This is a genomic window from Sutcliffiella sp. NPDC057660, assembly GCF_042800035.1.
Classification (GTDB): domain Bacteria; phylum Bacillota; class Bacilli; order Bacillales; family Bacillaceae_I; genus Sutcliffiella_A.
In genome coordinates this window covers 240142-260796 of sequence record NZ_JBHVHV010000002.1, presented here as the reverse complement: position 1 = coordinate 260796, position 20655 = coordinate 240142, and the positions used below count along the sequence as shown (strand labels likewise).

Below are 20655 nucleotides of genomic sequence, written 5' to 3'. Positions count from 1 at the left end.
CTTATGCTTGTCGGGCCAGATCGAGCCGGCTACGCTTTTTTAAAAAGGGGGGAGAGTATGAAGAAGAAACGTCCTTTAAATTGGGGGAAATCTTTTCAGCAACTGAAAGGGTTCAAATTCTACCATATAATCATATACTGTTTACTTGGAGTAATCATGTTCGGCCTGATGTACAGTAATGTCAAACCGGATGAAATAAATGTAAGCATTTTCTCTAACGCCGATAAAACCATTGTAGCTCCACACAATTTTGAGGATAGGGAAGCTACTGCCATGCTACAAAGGGAAAAAGCAGATGCTGTAGAGGACCAGTACATTCATGATCGTGAAAAAGTCATTCAACAAGCGGAACGTGTACATAAGGTATTTGATGTGGTGGAAGAAGTACAGGTAGAGATACAAGCCTTGGAAAAGCCGCCAGAAGAAACCACGACAGAAGAAACGGAAGAAGCAGAAGAGGAACAGGTTTCAGAGCCTGTTACACTTACGGATGAAGAGAAGCTTTCTTTGCTTAAAGAAAAATTGGTGGGACAAGTTACAGATGATTGGAAAGAAGCAATTTCCAATGAGGAATACTTGATGCTTCTTAAAATGAACAAAGCAGATCTAACAACATTAAGAAATGCTACTGTTACTGCTATCAATAATGCGATGTCAAAAAAAATTCGCCTTGAAGCTGATGTGAAAGAAGCAAAAAATGATGCTGTACAAGAAATGCAAGTATATGGAAATCTTCCCATGAATGTGCGAAATATCGGAATTTCGTTAGCGAATTTGGCCATTATTCCAAATGTCATCTATGATTCAGAATTGACGCAGGATCTAAGACGACAAGCCGAAGATTCGGTAGAACCGGTGCGTATCTCACAAGGGGATACTATCGTGAAAGCGGGACAATTTGTGGATCGGGAAAAATTCAGGATCCTAGAAGCTGCGGGCCTTGTTAATCAATCCAATTCCATTACCCCATATATTGGGCTTGGAATTATCATTTCATTGATGGTGATGGCCTTGGCTTATCTATTCAGGAGAATTGACACGAGCATCCACAGTAAAAACACCTACTTGACCATGTATCTGCTCGTATTTTCCATTACGCTTCTATTACTGAAGATATTCAGTTTGTTCCAGACGCTCAATGCAACGGAAATCGGCTTTATTGCACCTGTTGCAATGGGGGCCATGCTGATAAAGATGTTAATAGATGACAGGATAGCGATCATTTCAGGTATTATTTTCGGGATTTGTGGAAGTCTCATATTTAATACAGTTCCAGGTGCAATGAATTATACGGTAGGGGCTTATTTAATCATTTCAGCTATTGCTTCCGTCTTGTTCCTTAATCAGCATAATCGCCGTCTGACGATTCTCCAGACAGGGCTATTTGTGTCCCTGATCAATGTGATCACGGTCATTGCCATGATGCTCTTGACAAACCGGGATCTGTCCGGTGTCAGTCAATGGCTCGAAATAGGTACACACAGCACCATGGCAATTGGATCTGGTGTCGTTTCAGCCGTACTGACAATAGGGATATTACCGTTTTTTGAAGTAGGATTTGGCATGCTTTCCACCATGAAACTGTTGGAATTGTCCAATCCTAATCATCCCTTGTTAAGAAAGATATTGATGGAAACGCCAGGAACCTATCACCATAGTGTCATGGTCGCCAACCTCTCTGAATCTGCATGTGAAGCGGTGGGGGCAAATGGTCTGTTGGCAAGGGTGGCGTCATATTATCATGACATTGGAAAAACAAGAAGACCGCATTATTTTATCGAGAATCAAATGGGTCGGAGCAATCCACATGATAAACTGCCTCCTCAAACCAGCAGGAATATCATTGTGGCACACGCTACCGACGGAGCTCAAATATTACGCGAGCATAATATGCCGAAAGAGATTGTGGATATTGCAGCCGAGCATCATGGCACCACTTTATTAAAGTTCTTCTACCATAAAGCAAAAGAGAAGAATGAGGATACCAGGGAAGAGGAATACCGTTACCCCGGCCCGAAAGCTACAACAAAAGAGGCGGCTATTGTCGGGACTGCCGACAGCATAGAAGCAGCAGTAAGGTCTTTGAACAATCCGACACCCGATAAGATAGAGAGCATCGTAAAAGCGATAATCAGCGATCGATTACAGGACGGGCAATATAGTGACTGCTCCTTGACCTTCAAAGAGCTGGAGACGGTTGGACAATCTTTCTGTGAAACCCTTCAGGGGATTTTTCATTCTCGAATAGAATATCCGGATGCAACCAAGAAAAAGGGAGATGATGAATGATGCTGGAAATAGATATGATGGATGAAACGAAAGAAATATCAGAAGAGCAATGGAAGGATATTGAGCAGCTGCTTCAATTTGCAGCGAAAAAAGAAGATATAACTCCAGGTGCAGAGCTTTCTGTTACTTTTGTGGATAACGAAAGAATAAAGGAAATAAATCGCGATTATCGCAATAAGGACCAGGCTACAGATGTCATTTCTTTTGCAATGGAAGAAATGGGAGAAGGGGAGATGGAGATCATCTATGAAGAAGATGCACCAAGAATGCTAGGAGATATAATCATCTCGGTTCCAAAAGCAATGGAGCAGTCGGAGGAATATGGCCATTCATTGAAAAGGGAGCTTGGTTTTCTTGCACTCCATGGACTTCTCCATCTTTTGGGCTACGACCATGAAACCGAAGCGGAAGAAAAGGAAATGTTCGATAAACAAAGGGAAATTCTTGATGCCTATGGACTCAAAAGAGCGGAATAAGAAGGGTTATAGGAGCTCTTTCGCAAAGAGCTTTACCTATGCGTGGAGTGGATTGGTGTTTGTCCTCCGAACAGAGAGGAATATCAAAATCCACCTCGGTATAGCTTTTTGCGTAATTGCGCTCTCCCTATACTTGAATATATCCAAAGTGGAATGGCTCATCCTTTTTCTCGTAATTGGAGGTATTCTCGTCATTGAAATACTCAATACTGCATTAGAGAATGTGGTGGACCTTGTAACGGAGGAATATCATCCTTTGGCAAAAATTGCAAAGGATGTTGCGGCTTCGGCTGCTCTGGTTTTTGCATTTATCTCTGTTATAATAGGAATAATCTTATTTTCACCTTATTTGTGGGCTATCGTTAAATAGATTGAAAATTTAAAATTTTTTATATTTTTATTTAATTTTAGCGTGATTTAACACGTGAATTAAGGTAAAATAAAAGTAACGCGAACCCTGAAGCTTATAGAAGAAAGGAAGAACAATATTGAACATCGAAGCTTTGATCGAAGAAGCAAAAGCAGCAAGAGAATTAGCATATGTACCATACTCCAAATTTAAAGTTGGTGCAGCCCTACTAGGAAAAGACGGAAAGGTCTATCGCGGATGCAATATTGAAAATGCTGCATACAGTATGTGCAATTGTGCAGAGCGTACGGCATTATTTAAAGCGTATTCAGAAGGTCAGAAGGAGTTTGACGCAATTGCGGTTGTCGCTGATACTCGACGCCCTGTGCCCCCTTGTGGAGCATGCCGCCAAGTTATCTCTGAATTATGTGCACCTGAAACGAAAGTGATCTTAACAAACCTTCACGGTGATGTGCAGGAATTGACTGTAGCTGAATTGCTGCCAGGAGCTTTTTCACCGGAGGATTTAAATGTTTAATACGAATACAAAATACAAGTCAGGTTTTGTTTCCATTATTGGCAGACCGAATGTAGGAAAATCGACATTTTTAAACAGAGTCATTGGACAAAAAATTGCCATTATGAGCGACAAACCTCAAACGACCCGAAATAAAATACAAGGTGTATATACACAGGATGACGCACAGATTGTCTTCATCGACACCCCTGGTATCCATAAGCCCAAACATAAACTTGGCGATTTCATGATGAAAGTAGCGCAGAATACCCTGAAAGAAGTGGATCTCATCCTATTCATGATCAACGCAAAAGAAGGATTGGGTAGAGGCGATGAATTTATTATCGAGAAACTGAAGGAAACAAGTACTCCAGTATACTTGGTCATAAATAAAATCGACGAGGTGCACCCTGACGAACTGCTTCCTTTAATGGAAACGTACAAATCTCTATTCGATTTCAAAGAGATCATTCCCATTTCTGCTCTTCAAGGAAATAATGTTGAAACATTACTTGAGCAGATTAAGCAATTCTTGCCTGAGGGACCACAATACTACCCAGCTGATCAGGTGACAGACCATCCTGAACGATTCATTGTTTCAGAACTAATTCGGGAAAAGGTGCTGCATCTCACGAGGGAAGAAGTGCCGCATAGCATAGCTGTAGCAATCGACTCGATGAAAAAGCGCGAGCGTGGAGATATCGTGGATATTCAGGCAACGATTGTGGTGGAACGTGATTCACAAAAAGGCATCGTCATCGGAAAACAAGGTAAGGTATTAAAAGAAGTGGGACAAAAAGCAAGAATGGACATTGAAGCACTCCTTGGCTCAAAAGTGTTCCTCGAGCTATGGGTAAAAGTACAGAAAGACTGGCGCAACAAGCAATCCCAGCTAAGAGACTTCGGCTTTAATGCGGATGAATATTAAAAATCCTTTCTTCAAGGTGATTTAAACCAATTTGCCTAGCTGTTGATTGGAGCAATAGGCGAAGACTCCTGCGGGAAGCGGCGTTTAGTGGAGACCCCACAGGCGAAGCCGAGGAGGCTCCATTAACGCCCCTTGGGTCGCTGCGCCTAGTGCGGAAATCAACAGCGGTGTTACAAGAGCCGTTAATATCTAAAGCCATCGTAAAAACAGTTGCTTATTCAAACCTTATGGAAAATAAAAGGCAAGCATATACGCAGCACTTAACTTTGCAGGGAATTTACATTATTTATCTAACATGTTTTGGCCCTTGAACGGTCATCATAGTCATATAGGAATTGGAATAAGTATGCTGGTCTTTACTACAGAAAGGGTGGGGTTTACAATGTTGGATTTTACCTGGAAAGTGTTTAAAGAAACAGGTAATATTGATACCTATCTTCTTTTTAAAGAGCTTGAAAAGGAGAATGTCGATATACCCGAACAATCAGAAGAGCTGGCGCATCGAGACTTACCAATTTCATGACGATGATGACTACCCGATAAAGGCAATCTACCCCTTGTAGATTGCCTTTTTGCATATAGGTCTATACAATTAATAAAGACAGGATTATCAGTGCGGGATGGTGTACGAAAAATGCTACATAAGTGTGAAGGGATAGTTATCAGAACAAATGCCTACGGAGAAAACAATAAAATTGTGACCTTGTATACAAAGGAATTGGGGAAAGTGGGTGTAATGGCAAGAGGGGCCAATAAACCGAGCAGCCGGTTGACGGCAGTTTCCCAGCTGTTTTCACATGGCACTTATGTATTCCAGAAAGGCAGTGGTCTTGGAAGCCTGCAGCAGGGGGATATTATGGAGTCGATGCGGGCAATAAGGGAAGATATATTCCTGACCGCCTATTGCTCATTTGTGGTGGAACTGATGGACCGGGTTACAGAAGAAAGAAACCGCAACCCTCATCTATACGACCTACTTTATCTGACCCTACACTATATCAATGATGGCATGGATGCAGAGATATTAACGTTCATTTATCAAATGAAAATGCTCGATGTGATCGGAATAACCCCTGAATTGAATAAATGTGCCTCCTGTGCAAGCGCGGAAGGTACTTTTGCTTTTTCCATCAAGGAAGGAGGCTTTATATGTCATCGCTGCTTTCATAAGGATCCATACCTTATCAAGGCCTCACCAGCAGCTTTAAGGCTATTAAGAACCTTTTATTATTACGATCTGCATCGAATCGGGAATCTGTCTCTTAAAGAGGAGACTAGAGCTGAGCTGCGTCTGATCATTGATGAATATTATGAGGCGTATTCAGGGATAATGTTAAAATCCAAACGGTTCCTTAAGCAGATTGGGACGTTAAAAGTAAATTTTGATAAAAAATAGCGGTGATACATTGACTTTGTGAAAAAAATCATTTATTATCCTATTACGTTCATAATGATTGCGTTGAAGGAAAATAGTACCTGTCGCCCTCTAATTAAAGCGAACCTAGGATAGTGCGAGCTAGGGGTTAGAGAGATGGGGAAGGCGTTCTGGAGCAATACGGATAAAGTGGTAAAGGGCAGGTCCTTTACAAATAGGGTGGAACCGCGGGAAAACCTCTCGTCCCTATGCTGATGAAAGTTGGCATAGAGATGGGAGGTTTTTTCTATTTTCCTCTCTTGGTCAACTTGAAAATAAGAATTGGAGGGAAATGAAGATGAACATTCAAAATATGATTTTAACACTGCAAAATCATTGGTCCGAACAAGGCTGTATTTTGATGCAGGCCTATGATGTCGAAAAGGGTGCCGGTACGATGAGCCCTTATACTTTCCTTAGAAGTATTGGTCCGGAGCCATGGAATGTGGCTTATGTGGAGCCATCCCGTAGACCGGTAGATGGTAGATACGGGGAAAATCCGAACAGACTGTATCAGCATCATCAATTCCAGGTGATCATGAAGCCCTCACCTGATAATATCCAGGAGCTTTATCTGGAATCCCTTAAGAAGCTTGGGATCGACCCGTTAAAACACGATATCCGTTTCGTGGAAGATAATTGGGAGGCTCCAACGCTCGGCGCAGCTGGACTGGGCTGGGAGGTTTGGCTGGATGGAATGGAAATCACTCAATTCACGTACTTCCAACAGGTAGGCGGCCTGGAATGTAAGCCGGTATCTGTAGAAATCACATATGGGATCGAGCGTTTGGCTTCGTATATTCAAGATAAGGAAAATGTTTTTGACCTGGAGTGGACAGAAGGATTTACGGTACGTGACATCTTCCTTCAACCGGAATACGAGCATTCCAAATATACCTTTGAAACGTCTGACCCTGACATGCTGTTCAATCTTTTTGACATCTATGAAAAGGAAGCTCATCGTCAAATGGACCATGGACTCGTGCACCCGGCCTATGACTATGTTCTGAAATGCTCCCACACCTTTAACCAGTTGGATGCCAGAGGTGCAATCTCTGTAACAGAGCGTACTGGATATATTGGCCGTGTTCGGAACCTCGCAAGAAAAGTGGCGAAAACGTTCTATGATGAAAGAGAGAAACTTGGTTTTCCAATTTTGAATAAGGAGGAGAATACCAATGAGTAAACGGGATTTTTTAATTGAAATCGGACTTGAAGAAATGCCTGCACGCTTTGTGACTGACTCCATGAACCAGCTGGAAGCGAAAGTGAAGGAATGGTTGGCGGGTAATCAACTGGAATTCGGTTATGTGCATGTATATTCCACTCCTCGCCGTTTGGCTCTGCTGGTAGAAGACCTGGTGGAAAAGCAAGAGGATGTTACGGTTGAAGCGAAGGGCCCTGCAAGAAAGGTTGCCCAGAATGAGAACGGTGAATGGTCCAAAGCTGCGCAAGGTTTTACAAGAGGGCAAGGACTGACTGTTGAAGATATCTACTTCAAAGAAATCAACGGCGTGGAATATGCGCACGTTCAAAAACATGTAGTAGGAAGGGAAACAAGAGAGATCCTTGAAACGATCGTTCCTGTTCTGACAGGCCTGCATTTCCCGAAAAACATGCGTTGGGGAAGTGAAGAGCTTCGCTATGTTCGTCCAATCAAATGGCTGGTTGCCTTATTCGGTGACGAGATCATCCCGATGCAAATCACCAATGTGAAGTCTGGAAGAGTGTCAACCGGTCACCGTTTCCTAGGTGGGCAAGTGGAGTTGAAGGATGCGGCAAGCTATGTGGATGCCCTTCTTTCCAACTACGTCATTGTAAATGCTTTTGAGCGAAAAGAAGCGATCAGACAGCAGCTGTCCATCATTGCAGAGGAAAATGGCTGGGAGATCCCTGTGGATGAAGACCTGCTTGAAGAAGTAAACAACCTGGTTGAATATCCAACCGCACTATTCGGTACATTTGAGTCTGAATACCTTTCATTGCCGGAGGAAGTGTTGATTACATCCATGAAAGAGCATCAGCGCTACTTCCCTGTGAAAAGCAAAGACGGAAAGCTACTTCCTTATTTTGTGACAGTCCGAAACGGAAACCACGAAAACCTGGATATTGTAGCAAGAGGAAATGAAAAGGTGCTTCGTGCTAGGCTTTCAGATGCAGCATTCTTCTCCAAGGAAGACGAAAAACTTGTCATCGAAGACGCGGTAGGAAGACTCGATAAAATCGTTTTCCATGAAGAAATAGGAACAACTGGAGAAAAAGTGAAAAGAGTACACAATTTTGCTCTTCAATTAGCCGATCTCCTTCAGGTGGATGAGGAGACTGTGAAGAATGTGAGCCGTGCAGCCTCCATCTACAAATTTGATCTTGTTTCACACATGGTGTATGAGTTCCCGGAACTGCAAGGGATCATGGGTGAGAAATATGCGAAGGCGAAAGGGGAAAACCCTGTAGTCGCTCGTGCAATAAATGAGCATTATATGCCACGATCTGCAGATGATGATACACCAGGTTCTGATGTTGGTGCGATTCTTAGCATCGCGGAAAAATTGGATACGATAGTCGGCTTCTTTGCCATCGGTGTCATTCCAACAGGATCTCAGGACCCATATGCATTAAGACGCCAAGCATCCGGGATCATCCAGACGCTGATCAATAAAAAATGGAAGATTTCCGTTGAAGAACTGATCACTAAATTTGTCACTTATTATGAAGAACAGAGCATCGGGAAGCGTACAAAAGAAGAAACTGCTGCAGAAGTGATTCAATTTTTCAAAATGCGCTTAAAGAATAACCTGTCAGAACTCGGAATCCGCTACGATATCGTGGATGCCATACTGGAACTGCCACTGCATGATATGAGTGCAAGCGTGAAAAAAGCGGAAGTTCTGGACTCTGCAAAAGCGGATGCAAATTTCAAGGAAACTATGGAATCCTTGAGCCGTGTAAGAAACATCGCCAAAAAAGCCACTAATAATGACGAGGTAAAAGAAGAACTCCTCATCGACCAGGAGGAACAACACCTTTACTCCTTGTTCAAAGAAAAAGAAGCAAAGGTACTACAGGCATCAGAATCCCAGGACTATAAGGATGTCTGGAAGGAGCTTGCTTCCTTGAAACCGGCAATTGACGCCTTCTTCGACAATATCATGGTAATGACAGATAAGGAAGAAATCCGTAGCAACCGCCTTGCATTAATGGCAAGTCTGTCTCGATTGATTTCTATTTTTGGAAATATAAACGTCATTATTGTGAAGTAATATCTTGAGACAAACGAAACATCCTGTGATAAAATAAAAAAATTGAAGAAAGAGGCTGACTAATAATAGCAAACTATATTTAGTCAGCCTCTTTCCATTTCCGTCGTATTTCAGTATAATTAGTATATAATATTTACATATAAAGTATGTCACATTAAACGTAAATAGATTTGATAGGTGGTGAACGACAATAGAACTGAATAAACGGCAAGAACATATTTTACAGATTGTAAAAGACCAAGGACCTATCACCGGAGAAGCTATTGCAGATCAACTTAACCTGACGAGGGCAACACTGCGTCCCGACCTGGCCATTCTGACCATGGCAGGCTATCTCGATGCAAGGCCAAGAGTGGGCTATTTCTATACAGGAAAGACGGGATCACAACTTCTTTCCGATAAAATCAACAAAATACAGGTTCATGACCATTCATCGATTCCCGTCGTGGTTCATGAGAGCGTCTCTGTTTATGACGCAATCTGCACGATGTTTTTAGAGGATGTCGGAACGCTTTTTGTGGTGGATAAATTTTCTATTATTGTTGGAGTGCTCTCCAGGAAAGACCTGTTGCGTGCAAGCATCGGGAAACAGGAGCTCACCTCCATCCCGGTTAATATCATCATGACAAGAATGCCGAATGTCACCTATTGTTTTAAAGAGGATCTGATTATCGATGTTGCACAGAAATTAATCGAAAAGCAGATTGATGCTCTTCCAGTCGTGAAGCAAACGGATAAAGGCTATGAAGTGATAGGAAGAATTACAAAAACAAATATTACCAAGGTTCTTGTTGCTCTTGCGCATAACGAAATAATCTAGATTGGAGGAGAATAATGGAAAAGAGAACGGTATACATTCTTTCAGATTCAGTTGGAGAAACAGCAGAACTCGCAGTGAAGGCGGCAATCAGCCAGTTTAATGGAGCGAATTTCCATTTGAAGAGAATACCTTATGTGGAGGATATCGCAACCATCACAGAAGTAATTTCCATAGCAAAAATAAATCACGGACTGATCGCATTCACACTTGTAGTCCCTGAAATGAGAAAACACCTGATTTCACTTGCCCAGAAGGAAGGGGTTCCAGTATACGATATCATCGGCCCATTGGTGGACTTGATGGAACAGGAATATAAAGTGAAACCGAAGTATCAACCAGGACTGGTACGCCAGCTGGATGACGATTATTTCAAGAAAATCGAAGCGGTGGAGTTTGCGGTAAAGTATGATGACGGCCGTGATCCAAGAGGAATCATCAAAGCGGATATCGTATTGGTTGGAGTTTCCAGAACCTCCAAGACCCCTCTATCCCAATACCTGGCACACAAACGCCTGAAGGTAGCGAATGTGCCCATCGTCCCTGAAGTCGATCCGCCGGAAGAGCTGTACAAGGTTTCGCCAGAAAAATGCTTCGGCCTAAAAATCAGTCCCGAAAAGCTCAACGACATCCGAAAAGAACGCCTAAAAGCACTCGGACTAAACGATAAAGCTGCCTACGCCAACCTCGAAAGAATTAAAGAAGAACTTGCATTTTTCGAGACAGTCGTTAATAAAATAGGTTGTGAAGTCATCGACGTCACCAACAAAGCCGTCGAAGAAACAGCCAACCTCATCTCAAACATCTACAACAACCGGTTGAAATAATTCAGAGTGAAGTTATTCTAAATACGCTTTGTGAGAGGAACCTGTTGAATTTTTAGGAATAATAGCTGTTGATTGGAGCGAAAGGCGAAGATTCCTGCGGGAGACAGCGCTAGAGTGGAGACCCCACAGGCGCAGCCGAGGAGGCTCCACCAGGGCCCCGCGGAAAGCGAAGCCTTGCGCGGAAATCAACAGCGGTGTTCAACGTCAACCAAAAAATTACTATATGAACAAGGAGCGCTTATTACAAGTGCTCTTTTTCTTGGGGGAAAAACATAATTTTCCGCATGTGTTTTAGTGGTCAATTCAAAAGGTTTATATTATAATAAAAAATTGTGATAAAAAAATTCCCGTATAGGGTTTAGAGTTCCAGTTAATCGAATAAACTAAAACTAGCTATAAGTCAATAGCGAGGAGACAGTTTCGTTCGACAACCATAAAAAAACTAGCGAAAAAAGAAGGTTTTTGGGAAGGGATGTAGAAACCATTTAACATGCAAAATAATCGACAACCTATTATTTTGGTAGACGCAGATGCGTGTCCTGTTAAAGAAGAGATCAGTAGTATCGGTCATACATATCAATTGGACGTTTACTTTGTAGCATCCTACTCCCACGTAGTCAAAAACGAAATAAAAGGTATATGGGTATATGTGGATGATGAAAAGGAATCTGCAGATCTTTACATACTCAACCATGCAAGAAAAAATGATGTGGTGGTAACCCAAGATCATGGGCTGGCCAGTATGTTGGTGTCGCGGAACGTTTATGTTCTATCTCCTCGTGGAAAACAATACGAAGAGAGCGAAATGGATATGATGCTTCACATGAGATTTTTATCGGCAAAAGAACGAAGAAAAGGAAACTATTCAAAAGGGCCTAAAGCGTTTTCTCAACAGAATCGGGAAAACTTTGTGCATTCATTTAAAAAAACTTTGTCGAATATTGCAGGAATTCGGGAATAGAAAGCGAATAGTTAGTCACGGAGTGTTGTTATGAACTATAGAATTCCTGAACAGACCATTGATCAAATTAGACAATCATCCGACATAGTCGATGTAGTTGGTGAATATGTACAATTAAAGAAACAAGGTCGTAACTATTTTGGCCTGTGCCCATTTCATGGAGAAAGCACACCTTCCTTTTCAGTTTCCCCGGATAAACAGATATTTCATTGCTTTGGCTGCGGAGCTGGAGGTAATGCCTTTAACTTTATCATGGATATAGAAGGCGTCAGTTTTGTAGAGGCGGCCCAAAAGCTTGCCAAATCCTCGAATATTGAAATGGAAGTCCCGGAAAATGAACTGTCCGGCAATTCAGGTCAGTCAAAAGAAACAAAATGGATGATGGATGCACATTTGCTCTTACAGAAATTTTACCATCATTTACTTTTAAATACAAAAGAGGGTCAGGAAGCCTACGACTATTTAAGCGGAAGAGAATTTACCGATGAAATGATGAAAAAGTTCGGTATTGGATATGCGCTGAACAGCTGGGATTTCGCCCTGAAGTTTTTGACCAAGAGAGGATACAATCAAAAGCTTCTTGAAAAAGCGGGTCTTCTTATTGAAAAGGAGCACACTGCCGAATATTTTGACCGTTTCCGGGACCGGATCATGTTTCCGATACATGATCATAAAGGAAACGTGATTGCATTTTCTGGACGTGTGTTGGGTAAAGGGGAGCCGAAATACTTGAACTCTCCTGAAACGGCACTCTTCAATAAAAGCAAAATCCTGTACAACTTCCATCAGGCAAGACCACACATACGCAAACAGGAGCAAGTGATACTCTTTGAGGGGTTCGCAGATGTCATTGCTGCCGATCGTGCAGGATTGCATCATTCCATTGCAACGATGGGGACTTCCCTGACAGAAGATCAGGCAAGGATCATCCGCCGTCATGTCGAAAGTGTCATCATCTGCTATGACGGTGACAACGCAGGGATTGAGGCTGCATATCGTGCGGCTAAGATTCTGATTGAGCAGGGCTGTTATGTGCGAGTCGCATTGATGCCAGATAAACTAGACCCTGATGACTATATCCGCAAAAAAGGGCCTGAGTCATTCAAGCAGGATGTAATAGGGGCAAGTTTAACGTTTATGGCATTTAAGTTGCAATACCTTCGCAGAGGCAGAAACTTAAAAGACGAAGGAGAAAAGATCCGGTATATAGAAGATGTTCTGAAGGAAATCAGTATGCTTACAAAAGCGGTAGAGAGGGATCATTATCTACGCCAGCTGGCAGATGAATTTTCCATCTCCCTTGATGCGCTGAAGCAACAGCAGTTTCAAGTGTATAAATCTCTTAACCAAAAAAAGGATTATCGGGAGCAGAATAGAATTAATATATCTAACCAGCCAAAGCTCTTTTCCAAAACGTTAAAACCTGCCTACGAAAACGCAGAACGCTTTCTATTGGCACATATGCTGAAAAATAGAGCGGTCTCCGACAAAGTGCAAGCATCCATCGAAGGAGCTTTCATCATGGAAGAGCATCGGGCGATAGCCGCTTATCTATATGCCTTTTATGAGGAAGGATATGAACCTAATATTAGCGTATTCATGGAGCGCATCCCTGAGGTGGAGCTGAAGAAAAGAATCTCAGAGCTTGGAATGCTGACACTTGAGGAAGAATTAAGTGAGGCAGTTCTACGGGATTACATGAAACAGGTGTTTAATTATCCAAAGTTGTTAACAATAAAGGAAAAAGAACAAGAAAAGAAACAGGCAGAAGTTAAAAACGACTTTTTGCTTGCTGCACAAATCGCGATGGAAATTATCCAATTGAAAAAAGAGTTAAAACAATAAATATGCCTCTTTATCGCGTTCAATGTTGGAAGGAGGGGACTGTTGATGGCTGAAAAATCAGCGCAATCAAAAGAGATGGAAACAGAATTGACCATCGATCAAGTAAAAGAGCAACTAACAGAAGTTGGGAAGAAACGTGGAGTCCTGACTTATGAAGAGATAGCTGAAAAAATGTCCGGCTTCGAGATGGAGTCCGACCAGATGGATGAGTACTATGAGTTCCTTGGGGAGCAAGGGGTCGAAATTATCGGGGAAGCGGAATCGGATGATGATCCAAACACTCAACAGCTTGCAAAGGAAGAGGAATTCGACCTTAATGACCTGACTGTACCACCCGGTGTGAAAATAAATGACCCTGTCCGTATGTATTTAAAGGAAATCGGGCGAGTGGACCTGTTGTCTGCTGAAGAAGAAATCAGCCTGGCAAACCGGATCGAAGAAGGAGACGAGGAAGCAAAACGTCGTCTTGCTGAAGCGAACCTGCGTCTTGTAGTTAGTATTGCAAAGCGTTATGTAGGACGAGGAATGCTGTTTCTTGACTTGATCCAGGAAGGTAACATGGGTCTGATTAAAGCGGTAGAAAAGTTTGATTACAGAAAAGGGTTCAAGTTTTCTACATATGCCACATGGTGGATACGTCAAGCAATCACCCGTGCCATTGCAGACCAGGCTAGGACCATCCGTATCCCGGTACACATGGTGGAAACCATCAACAAGTTGATCCGTGTTCAAAGACAGCTTCTTCAGGATCTTGGACGTGAACCAAGTCCGGAAGAAATTGCAGAGGATATGGACCTTACACCGGATAAAGTACGTGAAATCCTTAAAATTGCACAAGAGCCAGTTTCCTTGGAAACACCAATAGGTGAAGAGGATGACTCACATCTTGGCGATTTCATCGAAGACCAGGATGCTACATCCCCATCCGATCATGCTGCCTATGAGTTGCTGAAAGAGCAGCTTGAGGACGTACTGGATACATTGACAGACCGTGAAGAGAATGTGCTACGACTCCGCTTCGGGCTTGATGACGGACGTACACGCACACTCGAAGAAGTTGGGAAAGTATTCGGTGTTACAAGAGAGCGTATCCGACAAATTGAAGCGAAAGCACTTAGAAAGCTGAGACACCCAAGCCGCAGCAAACGCTTAAAGGATTTCCTCGAATAGAATTTAATCCCCGAAATAGTTCGCTTTTATTTATAAGGTGAACTATTTCTTTTTTTTTCTTTTATTTATTTTTAATTTTCAGTTATCTGCACCTGCAAGAGGAGTGTTATTTATTTTGAATAGACAAAGAAAAGATACCATCATTCACGAGATAAAGTATTGGAAGGAAAGCCGCTTGCTTCCGGAACACTATTGTGACTATCTGCTAGCGCTATATACCGAGGGAGAGGGGAGCAATAAACAAGCAAAAGTTCCAAAAAAGAATCTTTTTCATTTATTTCTTGCAATCCTTATTCCGTTGTTCGTTCCAATAACATTTCTTGTCATTTATTTTACTGAATTGTCAATTGATTTGCAAATGCTCCCGATAATATTTTTTATTCTGCTATCGTTATTTGGCTATTATGTTTTTCGGAAAGAACATTTCTTTATACATATTCCAATAGTTACCTCCGCTTTGCTCTTGCTTCTCCTATCCTTGAAATTGGTGGAAGCGATCGGCTACCATCCCACACAGATGCTAGTTGCAGTAGGTGCTCAAGGTGTTGGATGGTTTGTGATCGGTTTCCTCAAGAATTGGTACTACTTGAATGTCGCTGCCATTATCACTGGTCTTTTAATCTTGGGAGTTATTATATTAAAGTAATTTACATATAATTTTGTTATTTTAAAAAGTTGAGAATATTCCCTCCTTTCTATTATAATACATTTGAAAGCGTATTCAATATGTAAAGTGTAGATGGAAATTTCTTTTCCTTTTGATAGGCAGTGTTCACGGGAAAAGGTTTTTTGCTAAACATCAAGGGGGGAAAATGATGAATTTCGATTTAACATCCGAACAAGCAATGATAAGAAAAACGATTAGGGAGTTTTCTGATGAAGTGGTAGCACCTGGGGCACTTCAAAGGGATCGCGACAAAAAATTTCCGGTTGAAGTTTTTCGCCAACTGTCTGATCTTGGAATGATGGGTCTGCCGTTTCCAGAAGAATACGAGGGAGCTGGAGCAGATACAGTAAGTTTTGCCATCGTGGTAGAGGAACTCAGCCGTGCATGCGGCTCCACTGGGATTACCTACTCCGCCCACGTTTCACTCGGAGGGGCACCGATCAACCTATTTGGGACGGAAGAACAGAAACGCCAATACCTTGTTCCTATCTGCACAGGTGAGTCCTTGGGAGCTTTCGGATTGACAGAACCGAACGCAGGCTCTGATGCTGGAGGAACCCAGACGACAGCAGTGGAAGATGGAAATGACTATATCATCAATGGAAATAAATGCTTCATTACCAATGCATCGTATGCAAAGCATTTGGCGCTTACTGCCATTACAGGCAGAGATGGCAATGAAAAAGAAATATCTGCTGTGATTGTCCCAACGGATGCACCAGGTTTCCAGATTATAGATAATTATGAAAAAATGGGGCTGAATGCTTCCAATACGACTGAGTTGGTCCTTGAAGACGTGCGTGTTCCGCAAGAGAACCTGCTTGGGAAGCGTGGAGAGGGTTTCAGGCAGTTCCTGATCACGCTGGATGGTGGACGCATCGGAATTGGTGCAATGGCTGTAGGGATAGCTCAGGCCGCTTTTGAGCGAGCGCTCGCTTATTCAAAAGAACGGAAACAGTTCGGCAGATCCTTATCAAGCTTCCAGGTTAACCAATTCAAGCTTGCAGACATGGCAATGAAGCTTGAGCTTGCAAGAACGATGGTTTATAAAGCGGCATGGCTGAAAGATCAGGGAAGACCTTTTTCTAAAGAAGCTTCCATGTGTAAATTGTATGCCTCAGAGGTTTGTATGGAAATTGCAGACCAGGCTGTCCAGCTGCACGGCGGATATGGCTATATGAAAGAATATCATGTCGAGAGGTTCATGAGGGATGGCAAGCTCCTCGAAATTGGCGAAGGAACCTCGGAAGTTCAAAGAATGGTAATTGCCAGACATTTAGGCTGCTAAATATTTTTGTGAAAAACTTTTTAAAAGGTAGAATATCGAATGTGCTTTAGAGAAAACTAAATATATTGCCAACAGCCTGAAACCTTCATCCTGGATGAAGGTTTTTGCTTCATCCCTGATGAAGGTTTTTGTCTAAACTGTGAATTTAAAACAGAAGTTGGCATTTTGGTCTTTTCCTATAGTAAAATATAAAGTAAAATAGATAGTGCTTGTATAAGTTTCGACATTCGTACATGTACATAAGGAGGTTTGAAAATTATGAATCGTAATCCACTTATTCCTTTTGCATTTATTGCAGTTTTAGGACTGGGATTGATGTTCTTATTCTCTTTTATTGGTTTAGATCAAGCCGAGAAAATTGCTAACGGTGAAGATGGTGCGACAGCGGATATGTCTGCTGAAGAGATCTATGCATCAAAATCTTGTATTGGCTGTCATGGTAATGACCTTGCAGGGGGAGCAGGTGCACCGGCTCTTGTTGATGTAGGCGAAAGATTAGATCAAGAAGAAATCAAGAATATTATCATTAATGGTCAAGGTGCGATGCCAGCTGGCCAAGCTAACGCACAGGAAGCAGAAGTCTTATCCGAATGGTTGGCAAACTACGGTAAAGAAGGCGCTGAAGGCGAAGCGAAAGAAGACGGCGGAGGCCATTAATCCTTCACTCTTTACAACATGTTTTCAAATAAAAGGTCCTTTGCATTTGTGAAGGATTTTTTTTTATACTTAGCGTATCTGCAACAAAATACATAATAATTGTGGTGATCTTTGATGAATGAATTAAAACTATCGAAGCGGCTGGAGGCGGTCACTTCCTATATCCCCAAAAACAGCATATTGGCAGACATCGGATCCGACCATGCCTACCTCCCGTGCTATGCCTATCTGCAAGGGATGATTGAACGGGCGGTTGCTGGGGAAGTGGTGGAAGGTCCCTATCAATCTGCATTGGACCAGGTAAGAAGAACGGAGCTTTCCCATGTAATTGATGTGCGAAAAGGGGATGGACTTGAGGTCATTTCCCCGAATGAAGTGACTTGCATTACGATTGCAGGAATGGGCGGTACGCTTATCCAGACCATTCTCGAGAAGGGGAAGGAAAAGCTTGCAGGTGTTCAAAGGTTGATCCTTCAGCCGAATATCGGTTCAAAGAAGGTAAGAGAATGGCTGTTGTCCAATGGGTGGGAGCTCACTGCGGAAAAGATCCTGGATGATGAAGGACGTATCTATGAGATCCTAGTAGCGGACCGTGGCGATAGCGAAAAGCCATACTTGAATAATAAAGAAGCTGGACTGTTGATGGGACCATTTCTTAGCAATGAGAAGAATGACATTTTTGTTCGAAAGTGGACGAACGAAAGAGAGCACTGGACGAAAATCGTTAGTCAGCTTGAAGAAGCTCCTGTTACAGATGCGAACGAAAAGAAGAAAGCCGAATTGAAAGCGAAGATCAAGCTGGTAGAGGAGGAACTTGGCATTGAAAACAGCTAACGGCCATGAAATCATTCAATGGTTTGAGCAATTCTCACCAAAGCGCTATGCGATGGAAGGTGATAAGATAGGCTTGCAGATCGGAACATTGAATAAGCCTGTGAAAAAAGTGATGATTACCTTAGATGTTTTGGACAGCGTAGTTGATGAAGCGATTGCGAAAGAAATAGATCTAATCATCGCACACCATCCGCCAATTTTCCGTGCGTTGCCTCATGTAACGGATGGAAATGCAGCAGGACGGATTGTGACCAAATGTATCAAGCATGATATTAGTGTATACGTGGCCCATACGAATCTGGATATTGCAGTCGGTGGGGTAAATGATATGCTCGCTGATGCAATTGGCTTGGTTGATTCAAAGGTACTTGTGCCAACCTTGACGGAGGAGTTGCGGAAGCTTAGTGTTTTTGTCCCTGTTTCTCATGCAGAAGATTTGCGTGCAGCGTTGGGGGAAGCCGGAGCTGGTCATATCGGCAATTACAGCCACTGCTCCTTCAGTTCGGTAGGGGAAGGTCGTTTCCTCCCGATGGAAGGAACAGATCCTTTTATCGGAAAGCAGGGAGCGCTTGAAAAGGTCGAGGAAGTGAAAGTGGAAACCATCTATCCTGTATCACTCGAGAAAAAAGTGTTGAATGCGATGAAGAAGGCGCATCCATATGAAGAGGTCGCCTATGATATTTTTGCTTTGAAAAACGAAGGGGAAACGCTCGGGTTAGGAAGAGTAGGAAAGCTGGCAGAGCCGATGACTCTGACTGAATTTGCACAGCATGTGAAGCGTACGCTTGATGTGGAAAATGTCCGTGTAGTGGGCGGTTCGGACGTTATGGTAAAGAAAGTCGCTGTAGTGGGTGGCGATGGGAACAAGTACATCAACCATGCCAAGTTTGCAGGAGCTGATGTATATGTAACGGGAGATCTTTATTTTCATACTGCCCATGATGCGATGGCAATCGGCTTGAATGTAGTAGATCCCGGTCACTATGCAGAGAAGATTATGAAAAAAGGGACAGCTGATAAGCTTGTGGCTGCCGCTTCTGATTGTAAATGGGAGCTGGAAGTAGTGGTCTCGGAATCGAATACAGATCCTTTTACGTTCATGTGATTGTGATTGTTAACTGGCAGCCTGACACTTGTTGGGCTGTTTTTTGATAAACAAAAAAAGCTACCGGAACCAATCCCGGCAGCAATCTTATTTAAACCGTCTTTTTCTTAACCTTAGGCAATATCTTCTGCAAAGGAACATTTTTCGTCGTATTCCATGTTGCTTCATTCGTCGGATCGAAATTTTCGATAAACGTGATGACTTCTTTTGTAATAGGCGTTGGTGTGGACGCTCCAGCAGTCACAGCCACTTTTTTCGCATCCATCAGCCACTGGACCTTCAATTCGCTGATATCTGAAATACGGTATGCAGGAGTGCCGGCTATCTCATGGGAAACCTGCGCAAGGCGATTGGAGTTGTTGCTTTTTGGATCACCGACCACAATCGTTACATCCGCTTCTCCAGCCTGCTCGGCAACTGCCTCCTGTCTAACCTGAGTAGCCAGGCATATCTCTTTGTGCTGTTCCACATGCGGATATTTTTCCTGCACCTTTACCATGATGTCAGCAACGTCCCATTGGCTCATTGTCGTCTGGTTCGTTACAATGATTTTTTCATTATGGATGTCTAGTCCAGCTACATCGGCTTCGTTTTCAACCAGATGGACGATGTCCGGTGCGACACCGACAGCTCCTTCCGGCTCTGGATGGCCTTTTTTACCGATGTAGATGACATCATAGCCTTCCGCTTCCTTTGCACGAATCAAGTCATGTGTACGGGTAACATCCGGACATGTTGCATCGATGGTGGTCAGGCCTTTTTCCCTGGCAAGCTTTTTCACTTCCGGGGAAACACCATGAGCTGTAAAAATGACGGTTCCATGATCAATCTTGTCCAGAATCTCTTTTCGGTTCGCACCATCAAGTGTAATGATTCCTTCTTCTTCAAATGCATCTGTAACATGTTTATTATGAACAATCATACCAAGAATGTAGATTGGACGTGGTAACGTTTTGTCTAAAGCTGCATTTCTTGCAATAACCATAGCATCCACTACGCCGTAGCAATAGCCACGTGGGGCAATCTTAATAATCTCCATACTATGTTACCCTCCTTATAAATCAATAGGGCTCTTTTCATAAAATTTTGTGCTTATGACTGTAAAAAATCGGCTTTTGGATTTTTTACCGAGATAAACTTCATTTTATATAATAAGTAAACTATATAATACACTGAAAAGAGCATAAAGAGAGTGATATACGATACACACTCTCTCGCTACTATTCTCTTATTATAATATAAATGGGAGGG

General features: G+C 42.6%; 20 protein-coding genes and 1 other annotated feature. Of the genes, 19 read left to right on the top strand and 1 reads right to left on the bottom strand.

Annotated elements, in window-relative coordinates; genetic code table 11:
- Positions 1-57: 57 nt before the first annotated feature.
- From ACFVAD_RS03015 to ACFVAD_RS02925, 19 genes are all read left to right on the top strand, one after another.
- Positions 58-2289: an HD family phosphohydrolase gene (locus ACFVAD_RS03015; protein WP_386635939.1), complete on the top strand. Its 2232-nt coding sequence runs from the start codon at positions 58-60 to the stop codon at positions 2287-2289.
- Positions 2286-2765: an rRNA maturation RNase YbeY gene (ybeY, locus tag ACFVAD_RS03010; RefSeq protein ID WP_386635937.1), complete on the top strand. Its 480-nt coding sequence runs from the start codon at positions 2286-2288 to the stop codon at positions 2763-2765. The genes ACFVAD_RS03015 and ybeY overlap by 4 nt, the downstream gene beginning before the upstream one ends.
- Positions 2737-3135 (top strand): diacylglycerol kinase family protein, encoded by a 399-nt coding sequence (locus ACFVAD_RS03005; protein WP_386635935.1) that lies wholly within the window; start codon positions 2737-2739, stop codon positions 3133-3135. Before ybeY ends, ACFVAD_RS03005 begins: the two co-directional genes overlap by 29 nt.
- A gap of 118 nt (positions 3136-3253) precedes the next feature.
- On the top strand, positions 3254-3652 hold the full coding sequence (locus ACFVAD_RS03000; protein WP_386635933.1) for a cytidine deaminase: 399 nt from the start codon (positions 3254-3256) through the stop codon (positions 3650-3652).
- A complete protein-coding gene (era, locus tag ACFVAD_RS02995; protein ID WP_386635931.1) occupies positions 3645-4559 on the top strand; it encodes a GTPase Era in 915 nt (304 codons plus the stop codon). Before ACFVAD_RS03000 ends, era begins: the two co-directional genes overlap by 8 nt.
- 382 nt (positions 4560-4941) lie before the next feature.
- Positions 4942-5082: a YqzL family protein gene (locus ACFVAD_RS02990; protein WP_078379660.1), complete on the top strand. Its 141-nt coding sequence runs from the start codon at positions 4942-4944 to the stop codon at positions 5080-5082.
- Positions 5083-5193: 111 nt separating this feature from the next.
- Complete coding sequence (gene recO / locus ACFVAD_RS02985; RefSeq protein WP_386635929.1) at positions 5194-5955, top strand: DNA repair protein RecO; 762 nt, start codon at positions 5194-5196, stop codon at positions 5953-5955.
- Positions 5956-6009: 54 nt separating this feature from the next.
- Positions 6010-6185: a binding site (T-box leader), on the top strand.
- 86 nt (positions 6186-6271) lie between these two features.
- On the top strand, positions 6272-7159 hold the full coding sequence (glyQ, locus tag ACFVAD_RS02980; RefSeq protein WP_224838459.1) for a glycine--tRNA ligase subunit alpha: 888 nt from the start codon (positions 6272-6274) through the stop codon (positions 7157-7159).
- Complete coding sequence (gene glyS, locus ACFVAD_RS02975; protein WP_386635926.1) at positions 7152-9233, top strand: glycine--tRNA ligase subunit beta; 2082 nt, start codon at positions 7152-7154, stop codon at positions 9231-9233. Before glyQ ends, glyS begins: the two co-directional genes overlap by 8 nt.
- Before the next feature lie 190 nt (positions 9234-9423).
- Complete coding sequence (gene ccpN / locus ACFVAD_RS02970; RefSeq protein ID WP_204416449.1) at positions 9424-10053, top strand: transcriptional regulator CcpN; 630 nt, start codon at positions 9424-9426, stop codon at positions 10051-10053.
- A gap of 14 nt (positions 10054-10067) precedes the next feature.
- Positions 10068-10877, top strand: a complete 810-nt coding sequence (locus ACFVAD_RS02965; RefSeq protein WP_386635924.1) for a pyruvate, water dikinase regulatory protein — start codon at positions 10068-10070, stop codon at positions 10875-10877.
- A gap of 490 nt (positions 10878-11367) precedes the next feature.
- Positions 11368-11838 (top strand): YaiI/YqxD family protein, encoded by a 471-nt coding sequence (locus tag ACFVAD_RS02960; RefSeq protein WP_386635922.1) that lies wholly within the window; start codon positions 11368-11370, stop codon positions 11836-11838.
- A gap of 30 nt (positions 11839-11868) precedes the next feature.
- A complete protein-coding gene (gene dnaG / locus ACFVAD_RS02955) occupies positions 11869-13683 on the top strand; it encodes a DNA primase (RefSeq protein ID WP_386635920.1) in 1815 nt (604 codons plus the stop codon).
- A 45-nt stretch (positions 13684-13728) separates the two neighbouring features.
- Entirely contained in the window at positions 13729-14853 is a 1125-nt protein-coding gene (gene rpoD, locus ACFVAD_RS02950; protein WP_204415861.1) for an RNA polymerase sigma factor RpoD, read from the top strand.
- Between the two features lie 115 nt (positions 14854-14968).
- On the top strand, positions 14969-15499 hold the full coding sequence (locus tag ACFVAD_RS02945) for a hypothetical protein (RefSeq protein ID WP_386635917.1): 531 nt from the start codon (positions 14969-14971) through the stop codon (positions 15497-15499).
- A 169-nt stretch (positions 15500-15668) separates the two neighbouring features.
- Complete coding sequence (locus ACFVAD_RS02940; protein ID WP_386636047.1) at positions 15669-16808, top strand: acyl-CoA dehydrogenase family protein; 1140 nt, start codon at positions 15669-15671, stop codon at positions 16806-16808.
- A 258-nt stretch (positions 16809-17066) separates the two neighbouring features.
- The gene (gene cccA, locus ACFVAD_RS02935; RefSeq protein WP_386635915.1) at positions 17067-17465 is read left to right on the top strand and encodes a cytochrome c550; all 399 of its coding nucleotides are present in this window, start codon (positions 17067-17069) and stop codon (positions 17463-17465) included.
- Between the two features lie 114 nt (positions 17466-17579).
- Positions 17580-18299 (top strand): tRNA (adenine(22)-N(1))-methyltransferase, encoded by a 720-nt coding sequence (locus ACFVAD_RS02930; RefSeq protein ID WP_386635913.1) that lies wholly within the window; start codon positions 17580-17582, stop codon positions 18297-18299.
- Entirely contained in the window at positions 18286-19404 is a 1119-nt protein-coding gene (locus tag ACFVAD_RS02925) for a Nif3-like dinuclear metal center hexameric protein (protein WP_386635911.1), read from the top strand. The genes ACFVAD_RS02930 and ACFVAD_RS02925 overlap by 14 nt, the downstream gene beginning before the upstream one ends.
- A 91-nt stretch (positions 19405-19495) precedes the next feature.
- Here the strand turns inward: ACFVAD_RS02925 and ACFVAD_RS02920 are convergent, their stop codons facing one another.
- Positions 19496-20443, bottom strand: a complete 948-nt coding sequence (locus ACFVAD_RS02920; protein ID WP_386635909.1) for a 4-hydroxy-3-methylbut-2-enyl diphosphate reductase — start codon at positions 20441-20443, stop codon at positions 19496-19498.
- Positions 20444-20655 lie beyond the last annotated feature (212 nt).

Excerpts from the sequence above, each read along its gene's own strand:
- era (WP_386635931.1), top strand. The coding sequence starts at position 3,645 with ATGTTTAATACGAATACAAAATACAAGTCAGGTTTTGTTTCCATTATT.
- glyS (WP_386635926.1), top strand. The coding sequence starts at position 7,152 with ATGAGTAAACGGGATTTTTTAATTGAAATCGGACTTGAAGAAATGCCT.
- cccA (WP_386635915.1), top strand. The coding sequence starts at position 17,067 with ATGAATCGTAATCCACTTATTCCTTTTGCATTTATTGCAGTTTTAGGA.
- ybeY (WP_386635937.1), top strand. The coding sequence starts at position 2,286 with ATGATGCTGGAAATAGATATGATGGATGAAACGAAAGAAATATCAGAA.
- recO (WP_386635929.1), top strand. The coding sequence starts at position 5,194 with ATGCTACATAAGTGTGAAGGGATAGTTATCAGAACAAATGCCTACGGA.
- ACFVAD_RS03005 (WP_386635935.1), top strand. The coding sequence starts at position 2,737 with ATGCCTATGGACTCAAAAGAGCGGAATAAGAAGGGTTATAGGAGCTCT.
- ACFVAD_RS03015 (WP_386635939.1), top strand. The coding sequence starts at position 58 with ATGAAGAAGAAACGTCCTTTAAATTGGGGGAAATCTTTTCAGCAACTG.
- rpoD (WP_204415861.1), top strand. The coding sequence starts at position 13,729 with ATGGCTGAAAAATCAGCGCAATCAAAAGAGATGGAAACAGAATTGACC.
- ACFVAD_RS02940 (WP_386636047.1), top strand. The coding sequence starts at position 15,669 with ATGAATTTCGATTTAACATCCGAACAAGCAATGATAAGAAAAACGATT.
- glyQ (WP_224838459.1), top strand. The coding sequence starts at position 6,272 with ATGAACATTCAAAATATGATTTTAACACTGCAAAATCATTGGTCCGAA.
- dnaG (WP_386635920.1), top strand. The coding sequence starts at position 11,869 with ATGAACTATAGAATTCCTGAACAGACCATTGATCAAATTAGACAATCA.
- ACFVAD_RS02965 (WP_386635924.1), top strand. The coding sequence starts at position 10,068 with ATGGAAAAGAGAACGGTATACATTCTTTCAGATTCAGTTGGAGAAACA.
- ACFVAD_RS02990 (WP_078379660.1), top strand. The coding sequence starts at position 4,942 with ATGTTGGATTTTACCTGGAAAGTGTTTAAAGAAACAGGTAATATTGAT.
- ACFVAD_RS02960 (WP_386635922.1), top strand. The coding sequence starts at position 11,368 with ATGCAAAATAATCGACAACCTATTATTTTGGTAGACGCAGATGCGTGT.
- ACFVAD_RS02920 (WP_386635909.1), bottom strand. The coding sequence starts at position 20,443 with ATGGAGATTATTAAGATTGCCCCACGTGGCTATTGCTACGGCGTAGTG.
- ACFVAD_RS02930 (WP_386635913.1), top strand. The coding sequence starts at position 17,580 with ATGAATGAATTAAAACTATCGAAGCGGCTGGAGGCGGTCACTTCCTAT.